The 24635-nt window shown below is 45.0% G+C and carries 18 protein-coding genes; 3 read left to right on the top strand and 15 right to left on the bottom strand.

Features of this window, described 5'->3' with window-relative positions; all coding sequences use genetic code 11:
- Position 1: 1 nt before the first annotated feature.
- The 10 genes from LWH95_RS07610 to LWH95_RS07565 form a co-directional block, all read right to left on the bottom strand.
- Complete coding sequence (locus LWH95_RS07610) at positions 2-856, bottom strand: 3-hydroxyacyl-CoA dehydrogenase family protein (RefSeq protein ID WP_084990855.1); 855 nt, start codon at positions 854-856, stop codon at positions 2-4.
- A gap of 1 nt (position 857) precedes the next feature.
- Entirely contained in the window at positions 858-1559 is a 702-nt protein-coding gene (locus LWH95_RS07605) for a thioesterase II family protein (RefSeq protein WP_232919261.1), read from the bottom strand.
- Positions 1556-2539 (bottom strand): hypothetical protein, encoded by a 984-nt coding sequence (locus LWH95_RS07600; protein ID WP_133488845.1) that lies wholly within the window; start codon positions 2537-2539, stop codon positions 1556-1558. The genes LWH95_RS07605 and LWH95_RS07600 overlap by 4 nt, the downstream gene beginning before the upstream one ends.
- Positions 2529-4034 carry a serine hydrolase domain-containing protein gene (locus tag LWH95_RS07595; protein ID WP_133488843.1) on the bottom strand — a complete coding sequence of 502 codons (1506 nt, stop codon included), beginning with the start codon at positions 4032-4034 and terminating at the stop codon, positions 2529-2531. The genes LWH95_RS07600 and LWH95_RS07595 overlap by 11 nt, the downstream gene beginning before the upstream one ends.
- The gene (locus LWH95_RS07590) at positions 4031-8527 is read right to left on the bottom strand and encodes a non-ribosomal peptide synthetase (RefSeq protein ID WP_232919260.1); all 4497 of its coding nucleotides are present in this window, start codon (positions 8525-8527) and stop codon (positions 4031-4033) included. The genes LWH95_RS07595 and LWH95_RS07590 overlap by 4 nt, the downstream gene beginning before the upstream one ends.
- Before the next feature lie 81 nt (positions 8528-8608).
- A complete protein-coding gene (locus tag LWH95_RS07585; RefSeq protein WP_148983284.1) occupies positions 8609-9802 on the bottom strand; it encodes an MFS transporter in 1194 nt (397 codons plus the stop codon).
- 124 nt (positions 9803-9926) lie between these two features.
- Positions 9927-11117, bottom strand: a complete 1191-nt coding sequence (locus LWH95_RS07580) for a CamS family sex pheromone protein (protein WP_003240132.1) — start codon at positions 11115-11117, stop codon at positions 9927-9929.
- Between the two features lie 15 nt (positions 11118-11132).
- Positions 11133-13139 (bottom strand): NAD-dependent DNA ligase LigA, encoded by a 2007-nt coding sequence (gene ligA, locus LWH95_RS07575; RefSeq protein WP_232919259.1) that lies wholly within the window; start codon positions 13137-13139, stop codon positions 11133-11135.
- A gap of 23 nt (positions 13140-13162) precedes the next feature.
- Positions 13163-15382, bottom strand: a complete 2220-nt coding sequence (gene pcrA, locus LWH95_RS07570; protein WP_084990865.1) for a DNA helicase PcrA — start codon at positions 15380-15382, stop codon at positions 13163-13165.
- Positions 15383-15443: 61 nt separating this feature from the next.
- Positions 15444-16130, bottom strand: coding sequence for a heptaprenylglyceryl phosphate synthase (locus tag LWH95_RS07565; RefSeq protein ID WP_003240137.1), 687 nt, complete (start codon positions 16128-16130; stop codon positions 15444-15446).
- Positions 16131-16412: 282 nt separating this feature from the next.
- Here LWH95_RS07565 and LWH95_RS07560 point away from each other — a divergent pair, with 282 nt between their 5' ends.
- Positions 16413-17990 carry an FMN-binding glutamate synthase family protein gene (locus LWH95_RS07560; protein ID WP_232919258.1) on the top strand — a complete coding sequence of 526 codons (1578 nt, stop codon included), beginning with the start codon at positions 16413-16415 and terminating at the stop codon, positions 17988-17990.
- A 37-nt stretch (positions 17991-18027) separates the two neighbouring features.
- On the opposite strand, the gene LWH95_RS07555 is transcribed toward LWH95_RS07560, so the two are convergent.
- Genes LWH95_RS07555 through LWH95_RS07545 form a run of 3 tightly spaced genes read right to left on the bottom strand, consistent with a single transcriptional unit; the run spans position 18028 to position 21109 of the window.
- On the bottom strand, positions 18028-18342 hold the full coding sequence (locus LWH95_RS07555) for a YerC/YecD family TrpR-related protein (RefSeq protein WP_003219429.1): 315 nt from the start codon (positions 18340-18342) through the stop codon (positions 18028-18030).
- 2 nt (positions 18343-18344) lie between these two features.
- Positions 18345-19340, bottom strand: a complete 996-nt coding sequence (locus LWH95_RS07550; protein WP_232919257.1) for a DUF3048 domain-containing protein — start codon at positions 19338-19340, stop codon at positions 18345-18347.
- 26 nt (positions 19341-19366) lie between these two features.
- The gene (locus LWH95_RS07545; protein WP_232919256.1) at positions 19367-21109 is read right to left on the bottom strand and encodes an adenine deaminase; all 1743 of its coding nucleotides are present in this window, start codon (positions 21107-21109) and stop codon (positions 19367-19369) included.
- A 130-nt stretch (positions 21110-21239) separates the two neighbouring features.
- On the opposite strand from LWH95_RS07545, the gene LWH95_RS07540 reads away from it, so the two are divergent.
- A complete protein-coding gene (locus tag LWH95_RS07540) occupies positions 21240-21473 on the top strand; it encodes a YgaP family membrane protein (protein ID WP_133488827.1) in 234 nt (77 codons plus the stop codon).
- Positions 21474-21487: 14 nt separating this feature from the next.
- Here the strand turns inward: LWH95_RS07540 and LWH95_RS07535 are convergent, their stop codons facing one another.
- On the bottom strand, positions 21488-22762 hold the full coding sequence (locus LWH95_RS07535; protein ID WP_232919255.1) for an APC family permease: 1275 nt from the start codon (positions 22760-22762) through the stop codon (positions 21488-21490).
- A 143-nt stretch (positions 22763-22905) separates the two neighbouring features.
- On the opposite strand from LWH95_RS07535, the gene LWH95_RS07530 reads away from it, so the two are divergent.
- Positions 22906-23328 (top strand): Lrp/AsnC family transcriptional regulator, encoded by a 423-nt coding sequence (locus tag LWH95_RS07530; RefSeq protein WP_232919254.1) that lies wholly within the window; start codon positions 22906-22908, stop codon positions 23326-23328.
- Positions 23329-23362: 34 nt separating this feature from the next.
- Here LWH95_RS07530 and purD read toward each other — a convergent pair whose 3' ends face one another.
- A complete protein-coding gene (gene purD, locus LWH95_RS07525; protein ID WP_232919253.1) occupies positions 23363-24631 on the bottom strand; it encodes a phosphoribosylamine--glycine ligase in 1269 nt (422 codons plus the stop codon).
- Between the last annotated feature and the right edge of the window lie 4 nt (positions 24632-24635).

Below are 24635 nucleotides of genomic sequence, written 5' to 3'. Positions count from 1 at the left end.
TTTAACTGTATTGAAAGAATCCTTGTCCTGACTTTCTCCCTAGCTTTCCTGCGTCTACCATTTTCACGAGCAGCGGACATGGCCTGAATTTTGAATCTTTGTAGCTTTCATATAGAACCAGCAAGGAGTTAAGGATCGTATCAAGACCAATTAAATCCGCAGTCGCGAGCGGACCCATTTTATGCCCAAACCCGCCGCGGAAGATTTTATCCACATTGGCTGGTGTCGCCACTTGATCTTGAACCGTCCAAATGCTTTCATTAATGGTCAGCATTAACACACGATTTGACACAAAGCCAGGCAAATCATGAACAACGACAGGATTTTTGTCGAAAGATTTCAAAAACTCGACGGTTGCATTGACAGTCTCATCAGAGGTGGCATCGCCCCGAATCACCTCTACAAGTTCTTTCAGAGGAACAGGATTCATGAAATGTGCTCCAATTACCTTTTCCGGACGATGCATCAGTGAACCGACCTTCGTAATTGAGATACAGCTTGTATTTACAAGGTAGATGGTATCCTCTCGGCAGATATCTTTTAATTGTAAATACACTTGTCTTTTTATCTCCCAATCTTCTGTTACGTTTTCAATGATGATATCAGCCGGCTCCACATTGTGCGGCTCAGTCGTGAATTGAATGTTATCAAGCACATCTTCAAGTGACATGCTGAACTTTTCTTTCCGCATCAGTTGAACAAGCCTGAATGTCTTTTTAATATTTTCCTCTGCGGCTTTCAGTTTTTCATCACTGATATCCAGCAAAATCACTTGATACCCATTCGCAGATAAATCAAGAGCCATATCGGCCCCCATGACGCCTCCTCCGATAACACCGGCAGTTCTGAAATCCATTTCATACCACTCCTGTCTGATTCAAAATATGATTGATTTTAGCTGTCACTTCTTCTGTCTTCTGATTAATGAAAAAATGATCTCCTTCAAATTCGTAAAATCTGCATGTCTGATCGGTGTACTGATTCCAATCAGATAAATCAAACAGCACTGACGGCAGATCACGTTTTCCGTAAAAAACCGAAATATCGCACGATAAAGGAGCAACAGCTGTATTCCTGTATGTTTCCAGCAACTCAAAGTCAGCTCTTAAAATAGGAAGGAAAAAGTCAAGCACCTGCTCATTTTTGCTGAATTCTTCCGGTACACCCCCCATCTCAATAATCGCTTGTTTTAAAGCGGAATTTGAAAGCTGATGAAGCACTTTCTTTTCCGGGATATGAGGCGGGAAACGCCCGGAAAAAAACATATGGATCGGCTGTTTATTTTCCATGGTTAATTTCTTTTGCAATTCGTATGCAAGCAGCGATCCCATGCTGTGTCCAAAAATAGCATAATCCGAATCACCCAAATGGGATTTTGCTTGCTCAAAAAGATCTTCCGTCACGGATCCTGCATAATTCAGCAATGGCTCAGACATTCTCGTTCCATGTCCCGGAAGCTCTAAGGCCACCAGTTCAACTGATACATCAAGAAATCTTTTCCACCCGCTGAAGATGGTGCTCGAACCCCCGGCATACGGCAGACAGAATAATTTGATCATTTGACCCTCTCCTCTTTACCAATATCCTTCAGGCATTCAATATGGGCTGCTTCAAGTTCCAGCACTTTTTTCAGTGAATCTTTGATCCGGTCTTCATAACCAGAAGAAGATCCTCCCGAAAAATAAAGCTTAGCCGCAAGATGCCGCGCTGCTTCCCACTCATCAATAATGTCAGACGTCACAGCGGCAAGCTGTTCAAACGCCGGAAGAAATGCGAGGCGGTATTGCTCTGTTTTTTTTACATTTAAAATTCCATTAAATGAATGAAGGAGCTTTTCGCTGTCTCTTATGCTGTGAAATTGCTCAGTAAACCGGCTGAAGGACGCCAAACCGGATAACATCCGATCTACATGCTCGGTGATGTTATGAACAAAGAAGGCAGCAGCATCCTTGAAAATGCTTTGCCCTGAGCGATCCCTGCCCGGATCATAAGAAAAGGAGGCATAAGAATGAAAAGCGGCAGGAGGCTGAAAATAACTGTGAAAGCCTTGATAGGCTTTGGCCAAATGCTGATATGAAATATGTCTGGCTTCATATGACAAGTTATCGGGATAACGGTTTTCAATAGCAAGAACAGTCTGATCTACGTCATGAAAGCCATAAATCAGTATGCTGTTCCGGTTATGCTTAGACATATATTCCTGTCTATAAGGCTGTGCATATGTATCCAACCAAATGATGACGGGTTTATTTTTAAGAACATCCCGTTTCACATCATCTACGAGACTGCTGCTCACCGATTGCTTATCCGCGCTTATTCCCTGCTGATTCATGACATACTCAGGATCATAAACTTCAGTCCGATCAATCATTGGATAACCGTCTTCATCCAATTGATACGAATATATGTCATTTAAAAGATAAGGATAGATTTCTTGCTGAAACGAGCGAACCACTGAAAAATAACAGTTAAAAAAACAGCTGCGATAAAATAGGTCGTTAAACGGCTGGATATCAGGGATGAATGTTTCACATTTCATGCGTCTCACTCCTTCTTGCGGCACGGTGATTGAAAAAACAAGCGGTTAAACCGAATATACAGGAGGCAAGGAGCAGCACATAATAAATCGCCGCCAAATAAAGAAGAGAACCGGGCCCCCAAATAAATATCATGCTCCAAGGCAAGCCATTAAAGGCGAAGACTGAAATGAGCTTAGGCGCCACTATTCCGGCTGCCAGCAAAATCACCCAAAGCAGTGCCTTTATTCTTGTTCGCTGCTGAGCAGGAACATTTTTCGATTTTACGCCTTTTAGAAAAATATAAATTCTCCACAGCAGAACAATAAGCAATAAACTGAATAAAACCAGCATGGCAGCCGCAGCTTTATCAATGACCTGGAACGGATCAGTGACAGAACCGTCCTGTTTTTCGCTTTGATCGGTTATCACCTGTAAAACAGAACGAGCGATTTTCTCAGGATACGCGCTGTTCATATTAGCCAAAACCCCTACAGCCGCATTATCGTCAGGGCTGAGGATAATAAACGAAGAAAAGTTGGGGTTGGAGCCGGCATGGAACACTTCTCTGACTCTGCCCTTTTTTTCAAAAATTGACCATCCCGCACCATAATACACGCCCGGCTCGTCGGTTTTTACGCTTTTATCAGGCAGGTGGCTCTGCTCAATCAAGCGGCTTATATCACCGTCACTTTGATTCAGCTGAAATCGAAGCCATTTGGATACATCCTCTGCGTTCGTGATAATATATCCGGCAGGCGTGTTCCCCCTATACTCAGGCGCTTTATAGGCTCTGGCCTTTAAAAATCCAATTTTAAAACCTGATGATACATCGCCGGCATGACCAGCGTGCCGCCCAGCATACGTGTTTGACATATCTAACTGCTTAAAAACGTGCTCAGCCATATATTGCTCGTACGGCTGGCCTGATGCCTGTTCAATGATATATCCCAGCACATCATAATTGATTGTGGCATATTCAAATGTGCTTCCCGGCTTATGACTAAGTTCAACTCCCTTTAATCCCTTCGCCGTTTTCTCCAAAGCATCTTCCTTTGAATCAACTTTGATATCCGCTATCGATAAAAAAGGAATTCCGCTTGTATGATGCAGCAGCTGTTGAATGGTGATATCTGTTTTCTTTCCGTTGTAAACTGCATAAAATCCGCTGATATACCGGCTGACAGGGTCATTTAGATTGATTGCCCCCGAACGTACAAGCTTAAGCACACCCAGTGCAGTAAACGCTTTAGAGGTTGAGCCCATCTCAAACAATGTCGAGGCGGTTACAGGGCGGCTATGTCTTTCACCGGCATAACCAAACCCCTTTTCGTATACCACATCATTTCCTTTTACCACTGTCACTGAGATCCCCGGTATTCCGCTTTCCTTCATCTGCTTTTCGATCAGAGCGTCAATGCGCTTATCAACTGGCGTCTGAGCGCTTGCCTGTCCGCCACCCCAGATTTGAATTGACAGGATACAAAGACATAAAACCAGCCATGCGTTTCTCATCATTTGAACAAGGAATCCAATTCTTCAATAGATAATGAGGCGGTTTCAAAATCTGATGGCGTAAATTCGACAGACTCTTGTTTACAGCAATGTTCAGTCAGCTCCTTCAGCTGTACAAAAAATTCATCTAAAAGCTGTTCCATATCCTCTGTCTGATAAAGATCGCTGCAAATTAAATCCAACGTTAGCTGTCCGTCATAGATTCCCGCAGTCAAATCAAGACTGACTGTCAGATCATTTTCAGGTGATGACTCGGCGCCTGAATTTAAATAAGTCATGCGGTATTCTGATTTGTCTGCTAAAAAACGGTCAACTTCTCCCAGATAATTAAAGCGCAGCTCAGGCTTCCTGTGATCCGGCATTCGTTTACTCAAATAGGTGAGAGCGCCGTAGCCAATACCCTTATTGGGAATATTCCGCAGGTTTTCTTTCACTGAACGGATTTGCGCCGGCAGATCAGCCTCTGCCTGAAACACGGCCGGATACATTGCTGTAAACCACCCGAACGTTCTTGAAAAATCTAAGTCTTCCTTTAATGGCTCTCTTCCGTGACCTTCCAATTCCAAAGAAATAACCTCTTTGCCTGTGCAATGATGGCAAGCCCGGATTAACGCAGTGATAAGCAAATCATTTGTTTGGGTTTGATACGCCTCATTTGCTTCACTGAGCAGTTTTTGAGTCATCTGGCTGCTCAAAGACCGTTTCAGTTTTATACTATTTTCAACCTTGGAATTTTCCGGACAAAGCCCATAGATCGGCTCAATCTTTTTCACTTTTTCATCCCAATAGCTGCATTCTTCTTCCGCCTCACGCGAATAAGCGAATTCATGGAGCGAATTTGAAAATTCCTGATAAGAATGTGTCTTTAAAGGCAGTCTCTTCTCTTCCTTCTTATCTATTGAATGTAAAAGAGCAAGAAAATCATCAATCAGGATTTGCCATGATACACCGTCCGCGATCAGGTGATGGGCTGTAAATAACAAATGCGTTTTTTCGTTTGCCTTGATCACACCGGTTTTAAAAAGCACTCCATTGTATAAGTCCGTGCTTTCTCTCATTTCCTGCCCGATCACCGCTATTTGTTTGGTTTGCTCTTCCTCGGAAAGATTAGACAAATCATGGTATTCGATATAAGGTTCGATATTTGTATTGTGATAGACCAAGGTATTCGTTTCTTTTTCTACATTCATTCGCAAGCTGTCGTGATGATTGATTAAAAGAGACAGAACCGCCTTTACATCTTCAAGGTGAACCTCTTTTTCAGCAGTTAGCATAACCGATTGATGCCAGAAATGAGCACACTTTAAATCCAAAGACCAGAACCATTGGGTAATCGGCGTGCCCATCACTCTGCCTTCTGCTTGTTGTTGAGAAATTGCAGGCGATTGTTTGCTAGTCACAGCACTGACAAGTTCTCTAAATACGGGATAAGTCATAATATCCTGAGCCTTAATAAAAAGACCTTTTTCTTTCATTTTCGAAACGAATTGAATGGCTTTGATAGAATCTCCGCCAAGCTGATAAAAATGATCCTCTGGGCAAATATCAGTCTGGCCGAGTATCTCCTTCGCGGTTTCCAAAAGAACCGCCTCTGCTTCCTTCTGCTCTTCATTTAACAATCCGTAATCTGTCTGTTCTTGATACAGTAAAGGATCAGGAAGTGCTTTCTTATCTGTTTTTCCATTTTGCGTAAGCGGAATATGATCCATCTTGATAAAGTAGGCCGGAACCATAAAAACGGGCAGTTTGCCAGAAAGCTTTTTCCTTAGCTCCAGCACTGGCGTAGGTGCAGAGCTCACTACATATGCCGCCAATTGCTTTCTGCCCAGTGAATCATCAAAATCAATGACAACCGCTTCTTCTATTTCCTCGAGAGAAAGCAGGGCTAATTCAATTTCTCCCAGTTCTATACGGTAGCCTTTCAATTTGATTTGATGGTCTTTACGCCCTGCATATTCAAGCAATCCATTATTCGTTCTTTTCGCCAGATCGCCTGTCTTATACATTTTTCTGCCCTTCACGAAAGGGTTATCCAGAAAACGCTCGGTTTGCAATTCCGGACGCTTCCAATATCCTCTGGCAACATTATCGCCTGAAATATACATTTCACCTTGAGTTCCCGGCAATACAGGCTGCAGCTGTTCATCTAATAAATAAATTTCTGTATTCTGCAGCGGAACCCCAATTGGAACCGAAGCTTGCTGATCCTGTTCTCGGTCATATTTGTGGATCATACACCCAACAGTCGCTTCTGTCGGCCCGTATTCATTAAAGATCTCGATGCGGTGATCCGATGCTTCTGTTATTTGGCGTGCTAAAGAAACAGACAGCTGCTCTCCGCCAACGATCATTCTTTTTATAGAGGAATCTTTTAAGTTTGCATCTTTCAGCAACGCTAAATGCGCTGGTGTCAGCTTGATGACAGCTGTTTTCATTTCTTTTACGATTTGATGTAGTATAAATTCCGGGATATCTTCTTGTCTGTAAATGACAATCTTATTTCCTGTCACTAATGGGGTGTAAATGGATGTAACGGTTAAATCAAAAGCTATGGATGAGTACAGCGCAAAGCTGTCCTCTTGGGAAGAAGTATAATTCTGAGAGGCTGATGTAATGTAGTTCACAAGGCTTTGATGTTCGATCATCACGCCTTTCGGCTGCCCTGTTGATCCAGAAGTGTAAATCATATATGCGATGTCGGAAGGATCGTTCCTGATGTCTAACTGTCCCGTATCTAAATCATTAAACATGGTGCAGTCAATACTGATTTGTTTTACGTGCCTTGGCAAACGGCAGTCTATTTTAAAAAGAGGGTCTGTAATAAAAAACGCCGCTTCACTATTTTCTAAAATATACTTGATTCGTTCCGCGGGATACTCGGGGTCGATCGGCACATAAGCGCCGCCTGCTTTTAAAATGCCCAGTAAAACAGCAATCAACTCCGGTGAGTGTTTCATGCTCACGGCAACAAAATCACCGCGGCTTATTCCTTTATGTATAAGGCAGCGAGCAATTTGGTTGGAGCGTTCATCCAGTTCTTGATAAGAAACATGTCTCTCGACATCCTCTATCGCTGTGCGAAACGGATGCTGCAAGGCTGTTGCTTGAATTAATTGATTGATTGTCTGCTCTTTCGGATAGTCGGCCTGCGTCTGATTCCACTTAAATATCTCGTCCCTTTTTTCTTGTTCAGTTAATATAGACAAATGTCTGAATTGAATGTCTGGATCCTCGATAAGCAATAAAATCAGGCGGAGTAAACGGTCTTTCAATTGCTGAATTTCCGCTTCGCTGTAATCCGCAACCTTGTAGTCGAACTGCAATTCGATTGCTCCGCCTTCGTCCCATTCTTTAACCGCAATTTGAAGGGAATAAGGCTGTGATCCGTTATATAATTCATCATATTCGACATGGCATCCATCTATATCAGAAGCAAGATCGGTGTTGTATGAATTGATATACATTTGGAAGAGCTGATCGTATCCCTGTTTTGCCAGCTGTAATTCCTTTATCAGTTCGTCATAGGGGTACCGTTGGTGGAGAAAGTATTTCAGGTAGTCTGAATTGACTTCTTGTAAAAAGTCTGAGAAACGCTGGTCCAGGTCTGTTTTCTTTCTGAACGGCATCGTACTGACAGTCATCCCCGCCGTGCTTTTTTCCTTCTTTCCAGACCTGTTTAGTACCGGCGTGCCGATAATGAAATCATTCTCTCCCGTTGCTTTGCTTAAATACCAAAACAGCGATGCGGTAAACAATGCGTTTAACGAAGAGCCTTGCTTTTGAATAAATTCATAAACAGCAGCAGAATGTTCTTGGTCAAGTTTAAATCGTTTGCGTTTTCCAGCAATGTTCGCTGAACTTTTTGACAAGAAGCTGTCCGGCAAATGAGAAAATTCCTCTTTCCAAAATGCGGCATCTTTTCGATATCGTGGCGAAGAAAGGTATTTTTTCTCTTTTTCTATGAGAACCGAATAGTCGTCACCGCCTTCTTCAGGCAGTTTTCCATTTGCCAGAAGCATGTACAAATCCTTAATCTTATCAATGATGATTTTCATAGACCAGCCGTCAGCAACAATATGATGGCATTTGATTAAATACCCGCAGGTTGCTTCATCTGTTTGGAAAACATAAAATTGAACAAGCGCGCCATCATATAAAGAGAAAGGTATTTTAAATTCCCGTTCGGCCCAATCTAGCATTCTTTCATATGGATGGTCTGCTGAAGTAAAATCGACTGATGGCACACGGGCCTGCGCTCTTTCGTCTATGTATTGAAGAACTGATCCTTCCTGCTTCATGAGGCGTATTCTGAGGGACTCTGTCTGTCTGATACAATGCTGAATGGCTTTTTTTAACGTCTCAAGATGAAGTTTTCCATTGATTTGGATGAGGCCGCCAATATGATTAATAGCTGTTTCTGGGTATAAATTTTCGATATTTAATATCCTTTTTTGATGATGAGAAAGAGGAAATAAATTCAAGTTACCATTCAACATATCCACCTCTTTACAAGTAGTATTTTACATCACCAATTTAAACACACAACAAATAATTTGTAAATATTTATAAAACATTGTCTATATTTGTTCATTTTTTAGTTTTAAAGATAAAAGCGCTGAAACGGTAAAAATGATAAAATTCAAGAAAAATACATATTGAACACCCAGCCAATCAGTAAGGCTGCTCATAATTAAGATCGATGCTCCGTATACAAATGTACTTATTGTATGCTGAGCCGACAGTATTTTCGGAAGCAAAGTTTCGTTTATGTTCTCCTGCACATAAGTTCTGATCGCAATTCCCCGGAGCTGAAATGAAGGTCCTAAAATAAAGACAAAAAGCAGCGATGCCAACGCATACTTGTTAAGCGCAAGGCATAGTGTGCAAGCCCCGATGGCAAGTGATGTCCATAAAATCATCGAGAACAGTTTTCCGTTCATTATTTTTGAAAGTTTCCAAACGATTAAACCGCCTGTAATGGTGCCGGCGAAATAGCTCGCATTAATAAACCCCCACCATGTTTCGTTTTGATGCAGCACTTCATCGACATAAACAAGGATAATGGCTCCTGTCCAAATACTTCTGCCGAACATGGATAAAAGCTCAAGAACAGTCAGCATTCTGATAACAGGCATTTGATAAATTGCTTTCCACCCGGAGGAAATTTTATCAATAAAGGACTCGTTTTCTTCCTTTTCGGCATCTCCTTTTCCCGCATCCTTGACAAAAAATAAAGATACTGTAGAGGTGCCATAAAGCGCAAAAGTCAACAATAGAAGCAATTGCGGCCCGAGCCATTTGATCAAAATACCGCCGAGCAGCCATCCGAGCAGGAGCACGATTTGATCAGAGGTCAGCACCAGGCTGTTTGCTTTCAACAACATGGATTTTGGAACAAAACGGGGAATCATTGAATTTCTGACCGGAATAGTTCCTCCATCTAACAGCGACATTAAAAATACAATAAAGAAAAAAATAAAAATAGATTTAAAATCTATCATAAATATGAGAAGCAACAAAGATAACAGAATGGTTTGCGTTAACTGTAAAAAAATCAAAATGTGTTTTAATCTGTATTTATGAATAAAAACCGGTATAAATACTGCGCTTAATGACTGACCCACGAACTGCATCATGGCTACCAGCGAAGCCAAAAAGGCCGAGTCTGTGACTTGATACGTAAACAGGGTCAGTACCAGCACGTATAAAGAATCTCCTAAATTGGCAATTGACTGGCCCGCCCATATGAAATAAAAGGATTTATTTTTCATAATTTCAACCCTTTTCTATTTTTAGAACATCATAACATAAATAAATACCCTCTCCAATGCTACTTAACCTTCAAAAAAACGCAAAAAACCCCTGCGCCACAGCGGCACAAGGGGTCACCCAATATTAGTCATAAATGTGAACAGTCGGCTCTTTATCTCCCGCATTGCGGATAATGACCGCTTCCTGTCCGTCTGAGGATGTGATATTGACTTCGACATCAACTGAGCTCTTGGAGTAGTAATCCATCACTTCACCCGTTAAGAACTGGGTAAACGCGACAACTTCACTTTTTCCGTAGAATTGCATTGGAATATCAATCTTCATTTTCGTCATTTCATCTTTTTCATACAGGGCAGTCCCTACAACGCCTGTGTAGTTCGGAAAATATTCTTCAATTGAGTTTTTGAACCGCTTAAAGACCTCGGTGTCATCCGGGTATTTTTCTGCTGTGGTTGTATCCGCCGGATAGAATACATATTTTTCGTTTATGTCATCCCAGTTTGAGATATCCGTGGAGCCTGCTTTGACTTCTGTTTTGGCGATGAAGTTCCCCGGCACAATCGAAGTTTTTGACGCCTGCTTGTAGAGCGCGACGGTAATCGGCACATTCTTCAGGTTATCTTTTTTTCGGAGGCGGTTAATGACCTCTTGTGCGATTTTTTCACCCTGCTCGCGAAGCGTGCTTTCTTTAATCTCCACTTCTTTTTGAGGGTCGCCTGTTTTTTCACGATAATAATACACGGAGTTTAACGCCAGTCCGATCATCACGCCGCCAAGCTGGATGGAATTCTTGTCTTTTCTGACTAAATAATCGTGCTCCAGCATGGACGCTAAATAAACCGGGCTGCTTTCGTTCTTTTCTTCTGTTGAACCGGAGCTCGGAAGCGCTGGGTTCAAGCCTTCATTTTTGAAGTTTTTATCTTCTTTTTGGGCTTTTTTCAGATCAGAACCTGTTTTTTTCCGTGCCAGCCAGCTTAATACTGTATCTTCATCTAAATATTGCCCTTCTTGGAACAGATAATCGTCAGTAGAGAAAGAATCTTGGGCAAGACGCATCAGCCCTGTTTCAAACTCATCAATGTCCAGTCTTGTATTCAACTGTTCCGTCGTCAAGCCGCGCGCTTTTCCCGCCTTAAACGGCAGCACCATTTTGTAATAGGAGTCAGAGATATTATATTTCGGGACAATCGCTTTTTCTGACGATTTCGCCGTCTTTTGCGTGATCTCTTCCTCCTTCTCCCCCCCAAAACCTGACGAGCAGGCAGACAGCATTAATACTGCCGCCGTTGCCGCCATTACCAACGTCTTTTTCAATAGAAAACACTCCTCTTATTTCTTTAGCTCTCCCATTAACTGTTCTTCATTCCATACTTCAATGTTCAGCTCTTGCGCTTTTGTCAGCTTGCTTCCCGCCGCTTCTCCGGCGATGACCAAGTCTGTGTTTTTGCTGACGCTGCCAGTCAGCTTGCCGCCGAGCGCTTCGATTTGCGCTTTGGCATCGTTTCTTGACAGTTGTTCCAGCTTTCCTGTCAGGACAATTGTTTTACCGGCAAAGTAAGAATCGCTCTCCTCTGCTTTTATTTTTTTCGGGCCTTTGTAGAGTGTGTTTACGCCCAGCTCCTGAAGTTCATTCAAGAGTTCAAGCATTTCTTCTTTATGAAAATAGGTGATGACCGCGTCAGCCATTTTTTCACCGATCTCATCTACCGCGAGAAGTTCCTCTTTAGAGGCGTTTTTCAGGTTCTCCAGGCTTTCAAAATGCATGGCGAGCGTCTTTGCAGCCTTTGAACCGATAAAGCGGATGCCGAGTCCGAATAGCAAGCGCTCTAACGAATTTTCTTTTGATTTTTGGATGGAGCTGATCAGGTTTTCTGTGGACTTTTCGCCCATGCGTTCGAGCTGAATGACCTGTTCCTTCGTCAGCTTATACAAATCCGCGACATTGCGGACGAGGTTCTCCCCAAACAGCTGTGTGATCACTCGTTCGCCAAGCCCGTCAATGTTCATGGCATTGCGGGAAACGAAATGGATCAGCCCTTCTCGGATTTGCGCCGGGCATTCCGGGTTAATGCAGCGAAGTGCCACTTCTCCTTCGATACGGACGAGTTCGCTTCCGCATTCAGGACATTCCGTCGGCATGCTGAATTCCTTTTCTTCTCCTGTACGCTGTTCAACGAGGACATTTACGACTTCTGGAATGATATCGCCCGCTTTTTTGACGACGACCTTATCCAATATCCGAATGTCCTTCTCTTTAATTAAATCTTCGTTATGAAGGGATGCTCTTGAGACCGTTGTGCCGGCAACTTTTACCGGCTCAAGAATCGCAGTCGGCGTAATCACACCCGTTCTGCCGACATTTAATTCGATATCGAGAAGCTTTGTCACGACCTCTTCAGCAGGAAATTTATACGCGATGGCCCAGCGCGGGCTTTTCGCCGTAAAACCAAGCTCTTCCTGCTGATCAAGGGAATCTACCTTAATCACGATGCCGTCAATTTCATACGGAAGGTCAGCGCGCTTAGCCTGAAACTCATCGATCAGCGCAATGACTTCTTCTATGCTGCCGCATTTTTTTCGTTCCTGGTTCGTTTTAAATCCGATTTCGTCGAGAAAATCAAGCCCCTGGCTTTGCGTCTCCACACCCATCTCATCAAGCTCCGCTATACTGTAGACGAAGATATCAAGATTTCGTTTCGCTGCAATTTTCGGATCGAGCTGTCTGAGTGATCCCGCGGCGGCATTTCGCGGATTGGCGAACGGTTCTTCTTCGTTTTTGATCCGTTCCTCATTGAGCGTTTCAAACGAACGCTTTGGCATATACGCCTCGCCGCGCACTTCGATTGACAGATCACGTTTCATTTTGAGCGGAATATTGCGGATCGTCTTCAGATTCTCCGTAATATCCTCTCCCGTCGTTCCGTCACCCCTTGTGGCCCCTCTGACAAAATAGCCGTCTTCATAACGGAGAGAAACAGCAAGACCGTCTATTTTCAGCTCCACATTATACGCCACATCGTCACCGACGGCCTGGCGAACCCGGCGGTCGAAATCACGGAGATCATCTGCGTTAAAGGCGTTGCCCAAACTGAGCATCGGCGTGCCGTGGGTGACTTTCTGAAACGCTTCAAGCACGGCTCCGCCGACACGCTGCGTAGGAGAGTCAGGCGTTCTGAGGTCTGGATGCTCCTCCTCGATCGAAATCAGCTCCTGCATCAATCTGTCGTATTCGGCATCAGGGACGCTCGGTTCATCTAAGGTGTAATATTCATAGCTATACTTGTTGATGGTGCGGCGCAGTTCGTCTGCCCGCTGCTTCGCTGTTTCTTTGTCCATCTGCTTCTTCCTTTCCTCTTCAATTACTGCTTTTCAATGGGAGCGAATGCTGCTAACAGGCGTTTCACGCCGACAGGGCTCGGGAAGGCAATATCGAGCTCCGTTCCTTCTCCTTCGCCTTTCACACTGACGACAGTTCCTGTTCCCCATTTTTTATGGCCCGCCTTATCTCCGACTGCCCAGTTTAAGGTGTCGCCGCCTGTTTTGCTGGCGTAGGATACCGGACGTGAAACAGGGCCGCGTCTCGGCTGCATTTTTCTCGCAGACGGCGCTCTCGTTTCTTTTTTCTCATTTAGGTTTTCCAATAAATCATCCGGTATTTCAGCAATAAAGCGAGATTCCGGGTTCATATTTGTTCGGCCAAACAAGGTGCGCATTTTAGCGTTGGTCAGATAAAGCTCCTGCTCCGCCCTTGTAATCCCAACGTAAGCAAGGCGGCGTTCTTCTTCCATTTCCGCTTCCTCCATGAGAGAACGGCTGTGCGGGAAGACGCCTTCTTCAAGCCCCATCAAGAAAACAACCGGGAACTCCAGTCCTTTTGCGGCGTGCAGTGTCATCAGGGTAATTGCATCCTTGCCGCCGGACTCCTCTTCTTTCTGATCAAGCTGATCGATGTCTGCGATCAGCGCCAAATCTGTCAAAAACGCAACAAGTGTCTTGTCTTCACTTTTCTGTTCAAAGTTTTTCGTAACAGACAGGAACTCGTCGATGTTTTCTAAACGGCTTTGGGCTTCGATTGATTTCTCGGCCTTCAGCATTTCTCTGTATTCCGTTTTATCAAGAATTTCTTCTGTCAGCTCTGTAATGGATAAATAATCCTGCATATTGGTCAGGTTCTCAATCATCTGCCTGAAGCTGTCGAGCGCGTTGGCCGCCTTGGCGCTGACACCGATAAAATCGACCTGCTGAATCGCTTGGAAAAAGGACAAGCCGTTCATCGCCGCATACGAAGCGATCTTTTCAAGTGATGTCGCGCCGACTCCGCGCTTCGGCACATTGACAATGCGCGTGAAACTGATATCGTCATCCGGATTGGATACAAGACGCAGGTACGCGAGAATGTCTTTAATTTCTTTTCTGTCATAGAACTTTGTGCCGCCGACAATGTTATAGTTCAAGCCTGCTTTGAGAAGCGTTTCCTCAATCACACGCGACTGCGCGTTTGTCCGGTACAAAATGGCGATATCCGACAGCTTCCGCTTGCCTGAGCTGTGAAGCTGATGAATTTTACCGGCCACAAACTGTCCTTCGCCGAACTCATTATCTCCTCGGTAATAGGAGATTTTGATGCCTTCATCGTTTTCCGTCCACAAATTTTTCGGTTTGCGGTTTGAGTTGTTTTTGATGACCTCGTTAGCCGCGCGCAAAATCCGTTTTGTTGAACGGTAGTTCTGTTCGAGCAAAATCACGCTTGCGTTCGGATAATCTTTTTCAAAGGAAAGAATGTTGGCGATGTCCGCGCCGCGCCATCTGTAGATCGACTGGTCAGAGTCCCCGACAACGCAAAGGTTCTGGAAGCGCTCCGCAAGCTGCTTCACGAGCATGTATTGGGCTCTGTTCGTATCCTGATACTCATCGACGTGGATGTACTGGAATTTGCGCTGATAAAATTCAAGCACTTCCGGCACACGGTCAAACAGTTTAATCGTTGTCATAATTAAATCGTCGAAATCGAGCGACTGGTTTTTTAAAAGCTTCTTCTGATAATCAACATACACATCGCTGACCACCTGATCGTAGTAGCCGCCGGCAACTTTAGAGAATTCCTCCGGTTCGGTCAATTCGTTTTTCGCACTGCTGATCGTGCCGAGGATGCTTCTTGGGTCAAACTTCTTCGGATCAAGATTGCGCTCCTTCAAAATTCCCTTGATCACTGAAAGCTGGTCAGCCGTATCAAGGATGGAGAAATTGCGGTTGATCCCAATCCGGTCGATATCTCTGCGCAAGATCCGCACGCACATGCTGTGGAATGTGGAAATCCAGATATCGTCCGCACCCGGTCCAAGAATGCTTTCCACACGTTCTTTCATTTCGCGTGCCGCTTTATTTGTAAATGTGATCGCCAGAATATTCCACGGCGCCACATGCTTTTCCGCCATTAAATAAGCGATTCTGTGTGTCAGGACACGCGTCTTTCCGCTTCCTGCTCCCGCCATCAGCAAGAGAGGCCCGTCCGTTGTTTTGACAGCTTCCTGCTGAACAGGGTTTAGTCCGCTTAATAATTGATTGCTAATGTAATTCAAAATTTGTTCACCCGCCTATACAAAACATATGTTCTATCATAAACCAAATCCGTACAATTTACTACTCGCCTTTCACAGCCGCTACTGTTTTCAAAGCCCGGTCAAAATCCTCATACACCGCATTGCCTACAACGATCACGTCGGCATGCTCTGCATATTGCTTTGCCGTTTCCGCATCCTTGATGCCGCCGCCGTAAAACAAGGTGGACGTTTCCAATACAGCCTTCGTTTTCTTCACGGCTTCTATGTCTCCAAGCACGCCGCTGTATTCTAAATAAAAAATCGGAAGATGCAGCAGCTCAGACACACGCGCATAGGCGACAATATCGTCAATACTCAGATCGGCTTGCGCTTCAGTCAATGCCGCGGCTTTGCAATCCGGATTTGCAATGCAGTAGCCTTCCGCCACGATTTCTTCCATAGACATCAGTTCTCCGAATTCCTTCATGGCTCTCTGGTGCATTCCGACAATCCAGTCCGCATTTTTACTATTTAATACACTCGGAATAAAATATAAGTCAAAGCCGGGAACGATCGCTTCAATCGCTGACACCTCAAGGACACACGGCACTAAAAACCGTCTCACCTTAGACATCATCCGCAGGACATTGTCCTCTGTCACACCATCGCTTCCTCCGATTATGACCGCATCCGTTCCTGATTCACAAAGAATCTCCAGCTGTTCATCAGGCAAATCTTTATTTGGATCGAGTTTAAAGACATGCTTCCACTCCGTTACATCGTACACGTCATACGTTCCTCCATTCGTTTGTTACCATTTAAACATTATAACAAATTCACATAGCACGGAAAAACGGAAAAAGCCGTTAATCTCGTTATTCACTGAAAAAGGTGTTTTGATTCTTTATTCATAAAAAAAGAGAGCGCTCATGAGCATTCGTATGACATGCGGAAGCACCTGTGCTGTAAGTCCCCCAAAAGAGTTTCTGTAATTTCTTCCGTCCAAACTGTTATTGTTTGGAAAGCGTTCAACTGTGGAAATGATTACATAAAAAAGGGAGGCTGACAGATGGAAACCATCATCATTGCACTCATCGCATTTATCATCGGGATCATTGCCATCCCCATCATTTTGTTTGTCTGGATCTACATAAAGGATGAAAAACAGCAGGAGCATTCGATCCTCCGCAACTATCCTGTGATCGGAAGGTTTCGGTATATCCTTGAAAAAATCGGGCCGGAGCTCAGGCAGTATTTATACAGCAATGACAATGAGGAGCAACCCTTTTCACGAAAGGAATATGAGCAAACCGTCATCTCAGGCAAATACAAAAGCAGAATGATGGGCTTTGGATCTGTAAGAGATTTTGACAAACCGGGCTATTTTATCCGTAACGCTCTGTTTCCGAAACAAAAAGAAGAATTGCGTGTAAACCAAACGCCTAAAATTGAAACCCAAATCTATCAACTCGATGCTGACAATCTGTTCAAACGCAAGGAACACGCCGAGCACATCAAGGCCGATCCGTATTTTCTCCACCCTGATGATGTGCAAGTGATCGGCGAGCATACATGCGAGCAGCCTTTTTATGTAAAGGGATTAGTCGGCCAGTCTGCCATGAGCTATGGTTCCCTTGGAGAACGGGCGATTACGGCGCTCTCAAACGGGCTTCATCAGGCAGGCGGCACTTGGATGAATACCGGTGAAGGGGGATTGTCTGAGTATCACTTAAAGGGAGGCGCCGATATCATTTGCCAAATCGGGCCGGGGCTTTTTGGCGTACGCAAAAGAAATGGGGAATTTTCATGGGAGGAGTTTAAAAGAAAAAGCAGGCTTGACCAAATTAAAGCGTTTGAGCTAAAGCTGGCGCAAGGAGCCAAAACCCGCGGCGGCCATGTGGATGGCGCCAAGGTATCAGAGGAAGTGGCAGACATACGGAATGTTGAACCCGGGAAGTCGATTGACAGTCCGAACCGCTTTCATGAATTTTCAAGCGTTCCTGACATGCTCGACTTTATTGAAAAGCTTAGAAATGTCGGGCAAAAGCCAGTCGGAATCAAACTTGTCGCAGGCCATCCTGACGAATTACACGAGCTTTTTTCTTATATGAAGAAAAGCGGAAAGCATCCAGATTTTATCACGATCGACGGGAGCGAAGGCGGTACCGGCGCTTCCTTTTATGAGCTCGCTGACACAGTCGGCCTTCCGATTATGACAGCCCTGCCTATTGTTGATACGCTGCTTAGACAATACGGCTTGCGCGGCCAGCTGAAAATCTTTGCTTCCGGAAAGCTCCTGACTCCTGACAAAATCGCGGTGGCCTTAGCCCTCGGCGCTGACTTTGTTAACATTGCACGCGGCATGATGTTTTCGGTCGGCTGCATCCGCGCTCTCGTATGCCACACCAACACTTGTCCGGCAGGTGTGGCGACAACAGATCCCAAACTGCAAAAAGCACTAAGCGTCGAGGAAAAGCAGCACCGTGTCTGCAACTACGTCATTTCGCTGCGCGAGGGGCTGTTTAACCTCGCTGCCGCAGCCGGCATTAATTCGCCGATCCACTTTTCCAAAGAGCATGTTGTCTATCGAAAAGAGGATGGCAGCATCGTCGACATCGACAAACTCATTCACCAATTTGTTTCATAAAGAAACCGCCCTTGCCGAACGGCAGGGCGGTTCTTTGTTATTTCGAAGAAGACTCTGTTTCCGTCTCCTTCACACGGTCAAGCGCCATTTCATAAGCGTCATTACCGTAATTTAAGCAGCGTTTCACACGGGAAATCGTAGCTGTGGAAGCGCCTGTTTCTGTTTCAATCTTATGGTACGTGTTTCCTTCGCGAAGCATGCGCGCCACTTCAAGGCGCTGAGCCAGCGATTGAATTTCGTTAATTGTGCAAAGATCATCGAAGAACCGGTAACATTCCTCCAGGTCTTTCAGCGATAAGATCGAGTTGAATAACTGGTCCAGCTCTTTGCCGCGTAATTTATCGATTTGCATCGTTACACACCTTCTCCTTTACTAATGGAAGCCGCATCGAGATCAGGCACGATATTAATCCAAGTCTTTCCTGGCACAAACGGCAGCCATTTGCCGTCTTTTACCGGCACAATTCTTCCGTTTACTTGTTTCCAGTCTGTTTCAATGACGTTTCCGTGCTGAAACAACAGACCTTTCCCCCCTGATTCCAGATCGATGTCCCGCCTTCCATCTTGATCAATAGTATGATGGCTGGCTTCAACAATGAAAATATTTTGCATTGCAACCGGCTTTCCGGTTTCCCGGTCTGTCGTTATGACACCATCAGAGCTTCTTTTATAAGCTTCAGCTTTTTTATCATAGTTGTATTCGACAAGATTTGTAACGTTCTTTGTTCCATAATCTACCCGAACATTGTAAGATTCATTTACAGGTTTTGCTTCTGATGTTTGAAACAGCAGCGGATCTGTTTTCTGCTTCAGCTTATATCCCTTTTGTTCCGCCGCCTTTTTTATGTAATCATAAGACGTGTAGGAATTGTGGGGCGGTTTGCTGAAATCGGCTCTCCAAAATAAGCTTCCGTCAAAATCCAATCCGTTAATATAATCGGCAGCTCCGGATTCCAGCTGCTCTTTGGCGCCGGGACTCCAGCCGTGATGGACAAATATGCTGTCAAAGCCATTGCTGAGAGTGACGAAATATTCCCGCGCGCTCCGCACAGGGCCGACAGTTTCAGGCATCTGGCTTTGAAAAATGGCCAGAAATCTTGTAATTTGCCCTTCGGCAAGCGCTTCTATGACAATGTCGGCTTTAGACAGTCCTGACTGCGGCCTCGCCTTCGGGTGATTGTTCACCACAACAGCAACAGGCCGGCGTTCAGTCACCTTCTGTTCAGTCGCCAGTCCCGTCAAAGGAGCTTTCGGCTTCTTTGCAGAATCAGGGACAGCATCCTTCTGCTGGCAGGATACAAGCAGAAAAAACACGAAACACAGCACGCAAACTGTCATCCATTTTTTCATATGTCGGCTCCCCGCTCTTTTATATTTTAACGCATTATCGATGGAAAGAGTACAGTTTTTTTCATGACGTCGAAGATTCCTCTCGGCGTAATACGTATATACGGAAGGTGTGTACTTTGCAAAAAGAGCAGCGTATAGACGGGATCACAAAATTCGTAGCCTCTTTCAGTCAAAAGATCTTTCAGCTTTTGTTCCTTCTCAAGTACATCTTCATACGTTTCCGAAGAGGCACAGCCGCACAGCGCAAGCGGAATTTCATGCAGAATGTTCCCGTTTTCCGCAAGAACAATTCCTCCTCCGATTTCTTTCATGCGAGCGAAAGCGAGCAGCATATCCGCTTTATTTTTTCCAATCGCGACAATATCCCCCGTCGTCGTAAAGGAGCTCACAAATCCCTGCACGCTTGAGGCAAACCCTTTTATCATCGTATTGACGCGCCATTTCCCATGTTTGTCAAGCATCGTCAAATAACTTTCATCATGGTCAAACGAGAGCTGCTCCATCGAATTGTCGATCTCAATCATATACGGCTCCATAATGACCGCATTCCGCATTTTCACGCCCATCGGCATCGAAAACTGTAAATCATCCATCGTCATATCATATGAAAGCTCAAGCGGGACAAGACCGCCTTTGTTCCAGTCCGTCTTTGTAAACGCCTTCATATCACTGCCGTCTTCACGAAGGATAATCCCTTTTGACAGAACGGTCACAGGATTCGGATTTAACGGATCTTCAAGTATGTTCAGCGATGCCAGTCTTCCCGGTCCGACAACTCCTAAATAGTCATCCATTTGGTAATACTTCGCGATATTAAATGATGCCATATTGTAGGTATCGATTGCCGGAACTCCTTCTTCTAACGCGATGCGGATCAGCTCGTTTGTCATGCCGCCTTTATAGAAATTCGGCGTCGCGCCGTCTGTCGTATAAAAGAAGTGGTCATAATAGCGGAAGCCCTTCTCATGCAGCTCCTGCAATATGTTTCTTACATCAGGGCGAATGGAAGAGTTCCGAAGGGAAACATAGTAGCCCAGTTCCAGCCTTCTCATCACTTCATCACCTGTCATCGCTTCATGATCACAATCCGCTCCGAACAGCTTCATTTTTGTAAGCGTTTTATCTGAAGCGCCGGGAAAATGCCCTTCAATACGTTTCCGCTGTTTCTTTGTAGCTTGCATGCAGTGAAGCATTAAATCATCACCATCTACCAAACGAGGCCATCCGGTCATTTCTCCGCCTTGAATGACATCCGGGTGTTCAATCCACTGCTTTCTGACGTCAAACGGAAGAACGTGATCCTCGTTCAGAACCTCGGTCTGGAGGTCATAGCGTGACCACCAAAAATACTGGACCGGCTGCTTTTTGAGTTCATTTAAAATCGTAAGCGCTTTCTTTTTTCCGCTTTGTAAAAGCAAAAATAAGTTATCATTCACAAATGTCGTTGTTCCGTATTGAGACACATATTCCGCCAGCGTTTGGGGATTATATATTTGAAAAGGATGTGCGTGCGGTTCGATATACCCTGGCACAATGTATTTTCCTTCACAATCAATCGTATGAATTTCTTCGGCTCTATTCGGAAGTTCATGACCTACATAAACAATGCGGTCCTGATAAATCCAAATGTTTTTTTTCAGCCATTGTTTTACATATGGATTTAAGACGAGAGCATTCCGTAAAAGGAGCGTTGGAAGCAGCTTTGAGTCTACAACATCAACCTGTGCCCTGATGTCTTTGTTTTTCCAGTTAAAGGTGCGTTCGGACATTCACATACTCTCCTTTACATGTATTAGACTCATGTTATCACATCCTTACTCATCACGCACGATAAAAACGTTACAAATTTTTGAAGGTTCAATTTAAAAAACTTTTTCAAGTAAAAAGGAGCGGATTTCCATGAAGCCAAACATCAGTCTCATCAATGCCGTCTTCAGAATCGCCTGCGGACTGACGATTATGTCAGCCGCCAGCGCAAAGTTTACGAAAAAGCCTTGGTGCAGAATGCACCTCTTTTACATCTTTATGGGGGCCTTGAAAGCAGGTTCGGGAATCTTGCGCTTCTGCCCTATGACCTACATGTTTCAAAACGGCGCTTTCGGAAATAACGAACAAGAGCATCAAGACAGATAAATGGAAAAGCTTGATCACAAAACATGATCAAGCTTTTTTTCATGACATCCCGTTGTCTTCATATAGAGATACCCTGCGGCTGCCAAGGCTGCCGGATAAAGGAGTGCCCAGCCGCTGAACGTGTAAATCACTGCGCACGCCATAAACGCCCCGAGCGCCATCCACCAGCCTGAATCTCTCCATTTCAGCAGTTTCAGTGCTGCTGCCATTGTACATATGTAAGAGGCAATGAATGCCGCACTCGGCCCTTTTAACAGAGCCGTCAAATCGATTTGAAACAAGCCATGCGCCGCAAGCACTAAGCCAAACACTGCGGCCAGCACTATCAATACACGGATAGGCGTATGTTTTGTCTCACTGAGTTTCCCGAAATATAAGGGGATGTGCCCCTCTCTCGCTAATGCGTATACCATTCGGGAAAAACCCGCAATATTGGCGTGAATGGTGGCGAATGTAATAAACAGTGCTAAACATACCGTTACATATACTCCGCTTTCCCCGGCTCCTTTTGAGATAAGCATCGCAAGCGAGGCGATTTCTCCATTCTCTCCATAGGAATGAGTCCCTATCGTGACAAAAGACAGCATGATATACAGCCCTGCCACACACGCCGCTGCCAAGAACAAGCTGAGCGGGACATCTTTCTCAGGGCGATGAAATTCCTCAGCCAATGGGGTAATCATTTCCCAGCCTACAAAAGAGAAAAAAATCATAACAGAAACAGACCCTGCGGCAGACCAGCCATGCGGAAGTAACGGCTTGAATTCTGCTATCCTGACGTGAGGCAATGACACGGCAATAGAAGCGACAAGCAGAAATACGATGACACAAATGACGAGTGTACTGATGTTTGCAGATAGTTGAATGCCTCTTATATGAAGCAAAATGGAGACAGCCAGCATGCAACCTGCAATTAAAGTAATCTGCCAATCCGAAGCCTCTGTAACGTAACTGACGTAATGCGCGCCAGTCAAAGCGATGACAGGAACGCCGATCGGAACGGACCCTAACATGATCCAGCCCAAAATCGCTCCGGCTTTTTTCTGAAAAGCCAGCTGCACATAAGCCGTGATTCCTCCCGCGCTGGGCGCTATTTTCACAAGCCGGGCCAGCGTGCCGACAAGAAGAAAAGATAAGAAAGACATGAACACCCAAACAAATAAAGAAGCGGGACCGGCTGCGTCAGCAGTGACAGACGGCAGGATTAATATCCCGCAGCCTAATACGGCCCCAATCGTTAATGCCGTCCCTTGAATCCAAGTGATAGAACGCTGCAATTCTTGCAACATGATGCCTCCTCTTCCGTTGATGGATTTATTATAAGAAAAATAAGACGGCATCCATATGCTACAATTAAGCTAAATCAACAGCATCACCTTATGATAAAAGGAATTTTCACGAATTTGCTTAAACATGTAAAGGAGCCAGACAAATGGACGATACAGACCTTCAAATTCTCTCGCACTTGCAGCGAAATGGCAGATTAACGATGGTTGAGCTGGGAAAGCTTGTCGGACTCAGCTCACCAAGCGCGGCGGAACGTGTCAGAAAGCTGGAAGACAGAGGAGTGATTACCGGCTACAGCGCGAATATCTGTTACGAAAAACTAAACAAGCACGTAACGGCTTTTATCCTGATGGAGCCGAAAAGCTGCAAACACTATGCCGCCTTTGCTGCAGCGCACCCGGATGTGGCTGAGAACCACCGTATTACAGGGATGTACAGCTATGTGACAAAAGTAGTGACAGAATCGGTACATACGCTTGAAGATTTTATTGACGCTTCGATGACCCATGGAAAACCGACTACGCTGGTTGTGCTTTCTTCTTCCGCTCACCACCCCGCTTTTGTATAAAAAAACCCGCAGCTTAATCTGCGGGTTTTCTACTTTATTTTTGGGCAGCTTTTAAAGCGCGTGCCCCAATGTCTTTTCTGAAAAAGAGTCCCGGCTTGATGATCTCATCAACGGCTTTGTACACTCGGTCTCTCGCCGCTTCAAACGTTTCATCAAAAGCAGTCACATTGGCGACGCGGCCGCCGTTTGTGACGAACTCTCCACCTTCTGCTTTCGTTCCGGCATGGAAGACCACAACCTGCTCAGTTTCCGTTGCAAGGCTGCCGATCGGCGTGCCTTTTGCGTAGCTTTCCGGGTAACCTTCTGAAGCAAGCACAACACTCACTGCCGCAGTATCCTTCCATCTTAAGTCAACTTCCTTATCATTTAAAAGATCAAGAAGCACTTGTACCAGATCAGATTCCATGCGCGGAAGTACGACCTGTGTTTCCGGATCGCCAAAGCGGGCATTAAATTCAATGACCTTCGAGCCGGTTTCAGTGAGCATCAATCCCGCGTACAAAACGCCAGTGAAGGAACGGCCTTCTTGTACCATTGCTTTTGCAGCGGGCTTGACGATTGTTTCTACGGCATGGCGGACGGTTTCTTCCCAAATTTGCGGAACTGGAGAGTAAGCACCCATACCGCCCGTATTCGGGCCTTTGTCTCCGTCAAACGCCCGCTTGTGATCCTGGGCAATCACCATTGGATACACCTTTTCTCCTTTGACGAATGCCATAAGAGAAAACTCTTCGCCGGAAAGAAATTCTTCAATGACAACAGACGCACTCGCATCACCGAACTTTTCATCCTCGAGAAAATCATGCAGACATGCAATCGCTTCTTCCTCTGTCATTGCAACGGTTACGCCTTTTCCAGCCGCAAGTCCATCCGCTTTTATGACAATCGGAGCGCCTTTTTCCTGCACATATGCCTTTGCCTCTTCAAAGGATGTAAACGTGTCGTATTCTGCAGTCGGAATGTCGTATTTCTTCATTAAATCCTTAGCGAACTGTTTGCTTCCTTCGATGATCGCAGCGGCTTTTGACGGGCCGAATACACGCAAACCGGCTTTTTCGAATTCATCAACCAGACCTTCAATTAAAGGAACCTCAGGGCCGACAATGGTCAGGCCGACCTGATTTTCTTTTGCAAACGAGACAAGCCCGGCGTGGTCGCTTTCCTCAATGTTTACAAGCTGTGCGGAAGCTGCCATGCCGTCATTTCCCGGAGCGGCAAATACCGTATCAACGAGGCTGCTTTGCGCCACCTTCCATGCCAGCGTATGCTCTCTTCCGCCTTTACCGATAATGAATACATTCACGTCG

Origin of the sequence: Bacillus sp. G16 (genome assembly GCF_021282335.1) — a bacterium.
Classification (GTDB): Bacteria; Bacillota; Bacilli; order Bacillales; family Bacillaceae; genus Bacillus; species Bacillus inaquosorum.
Note: the sequence above shows the minus strand (reverse complement) of the source record. Positions and strands in the feature narration are given on the sequence as shown.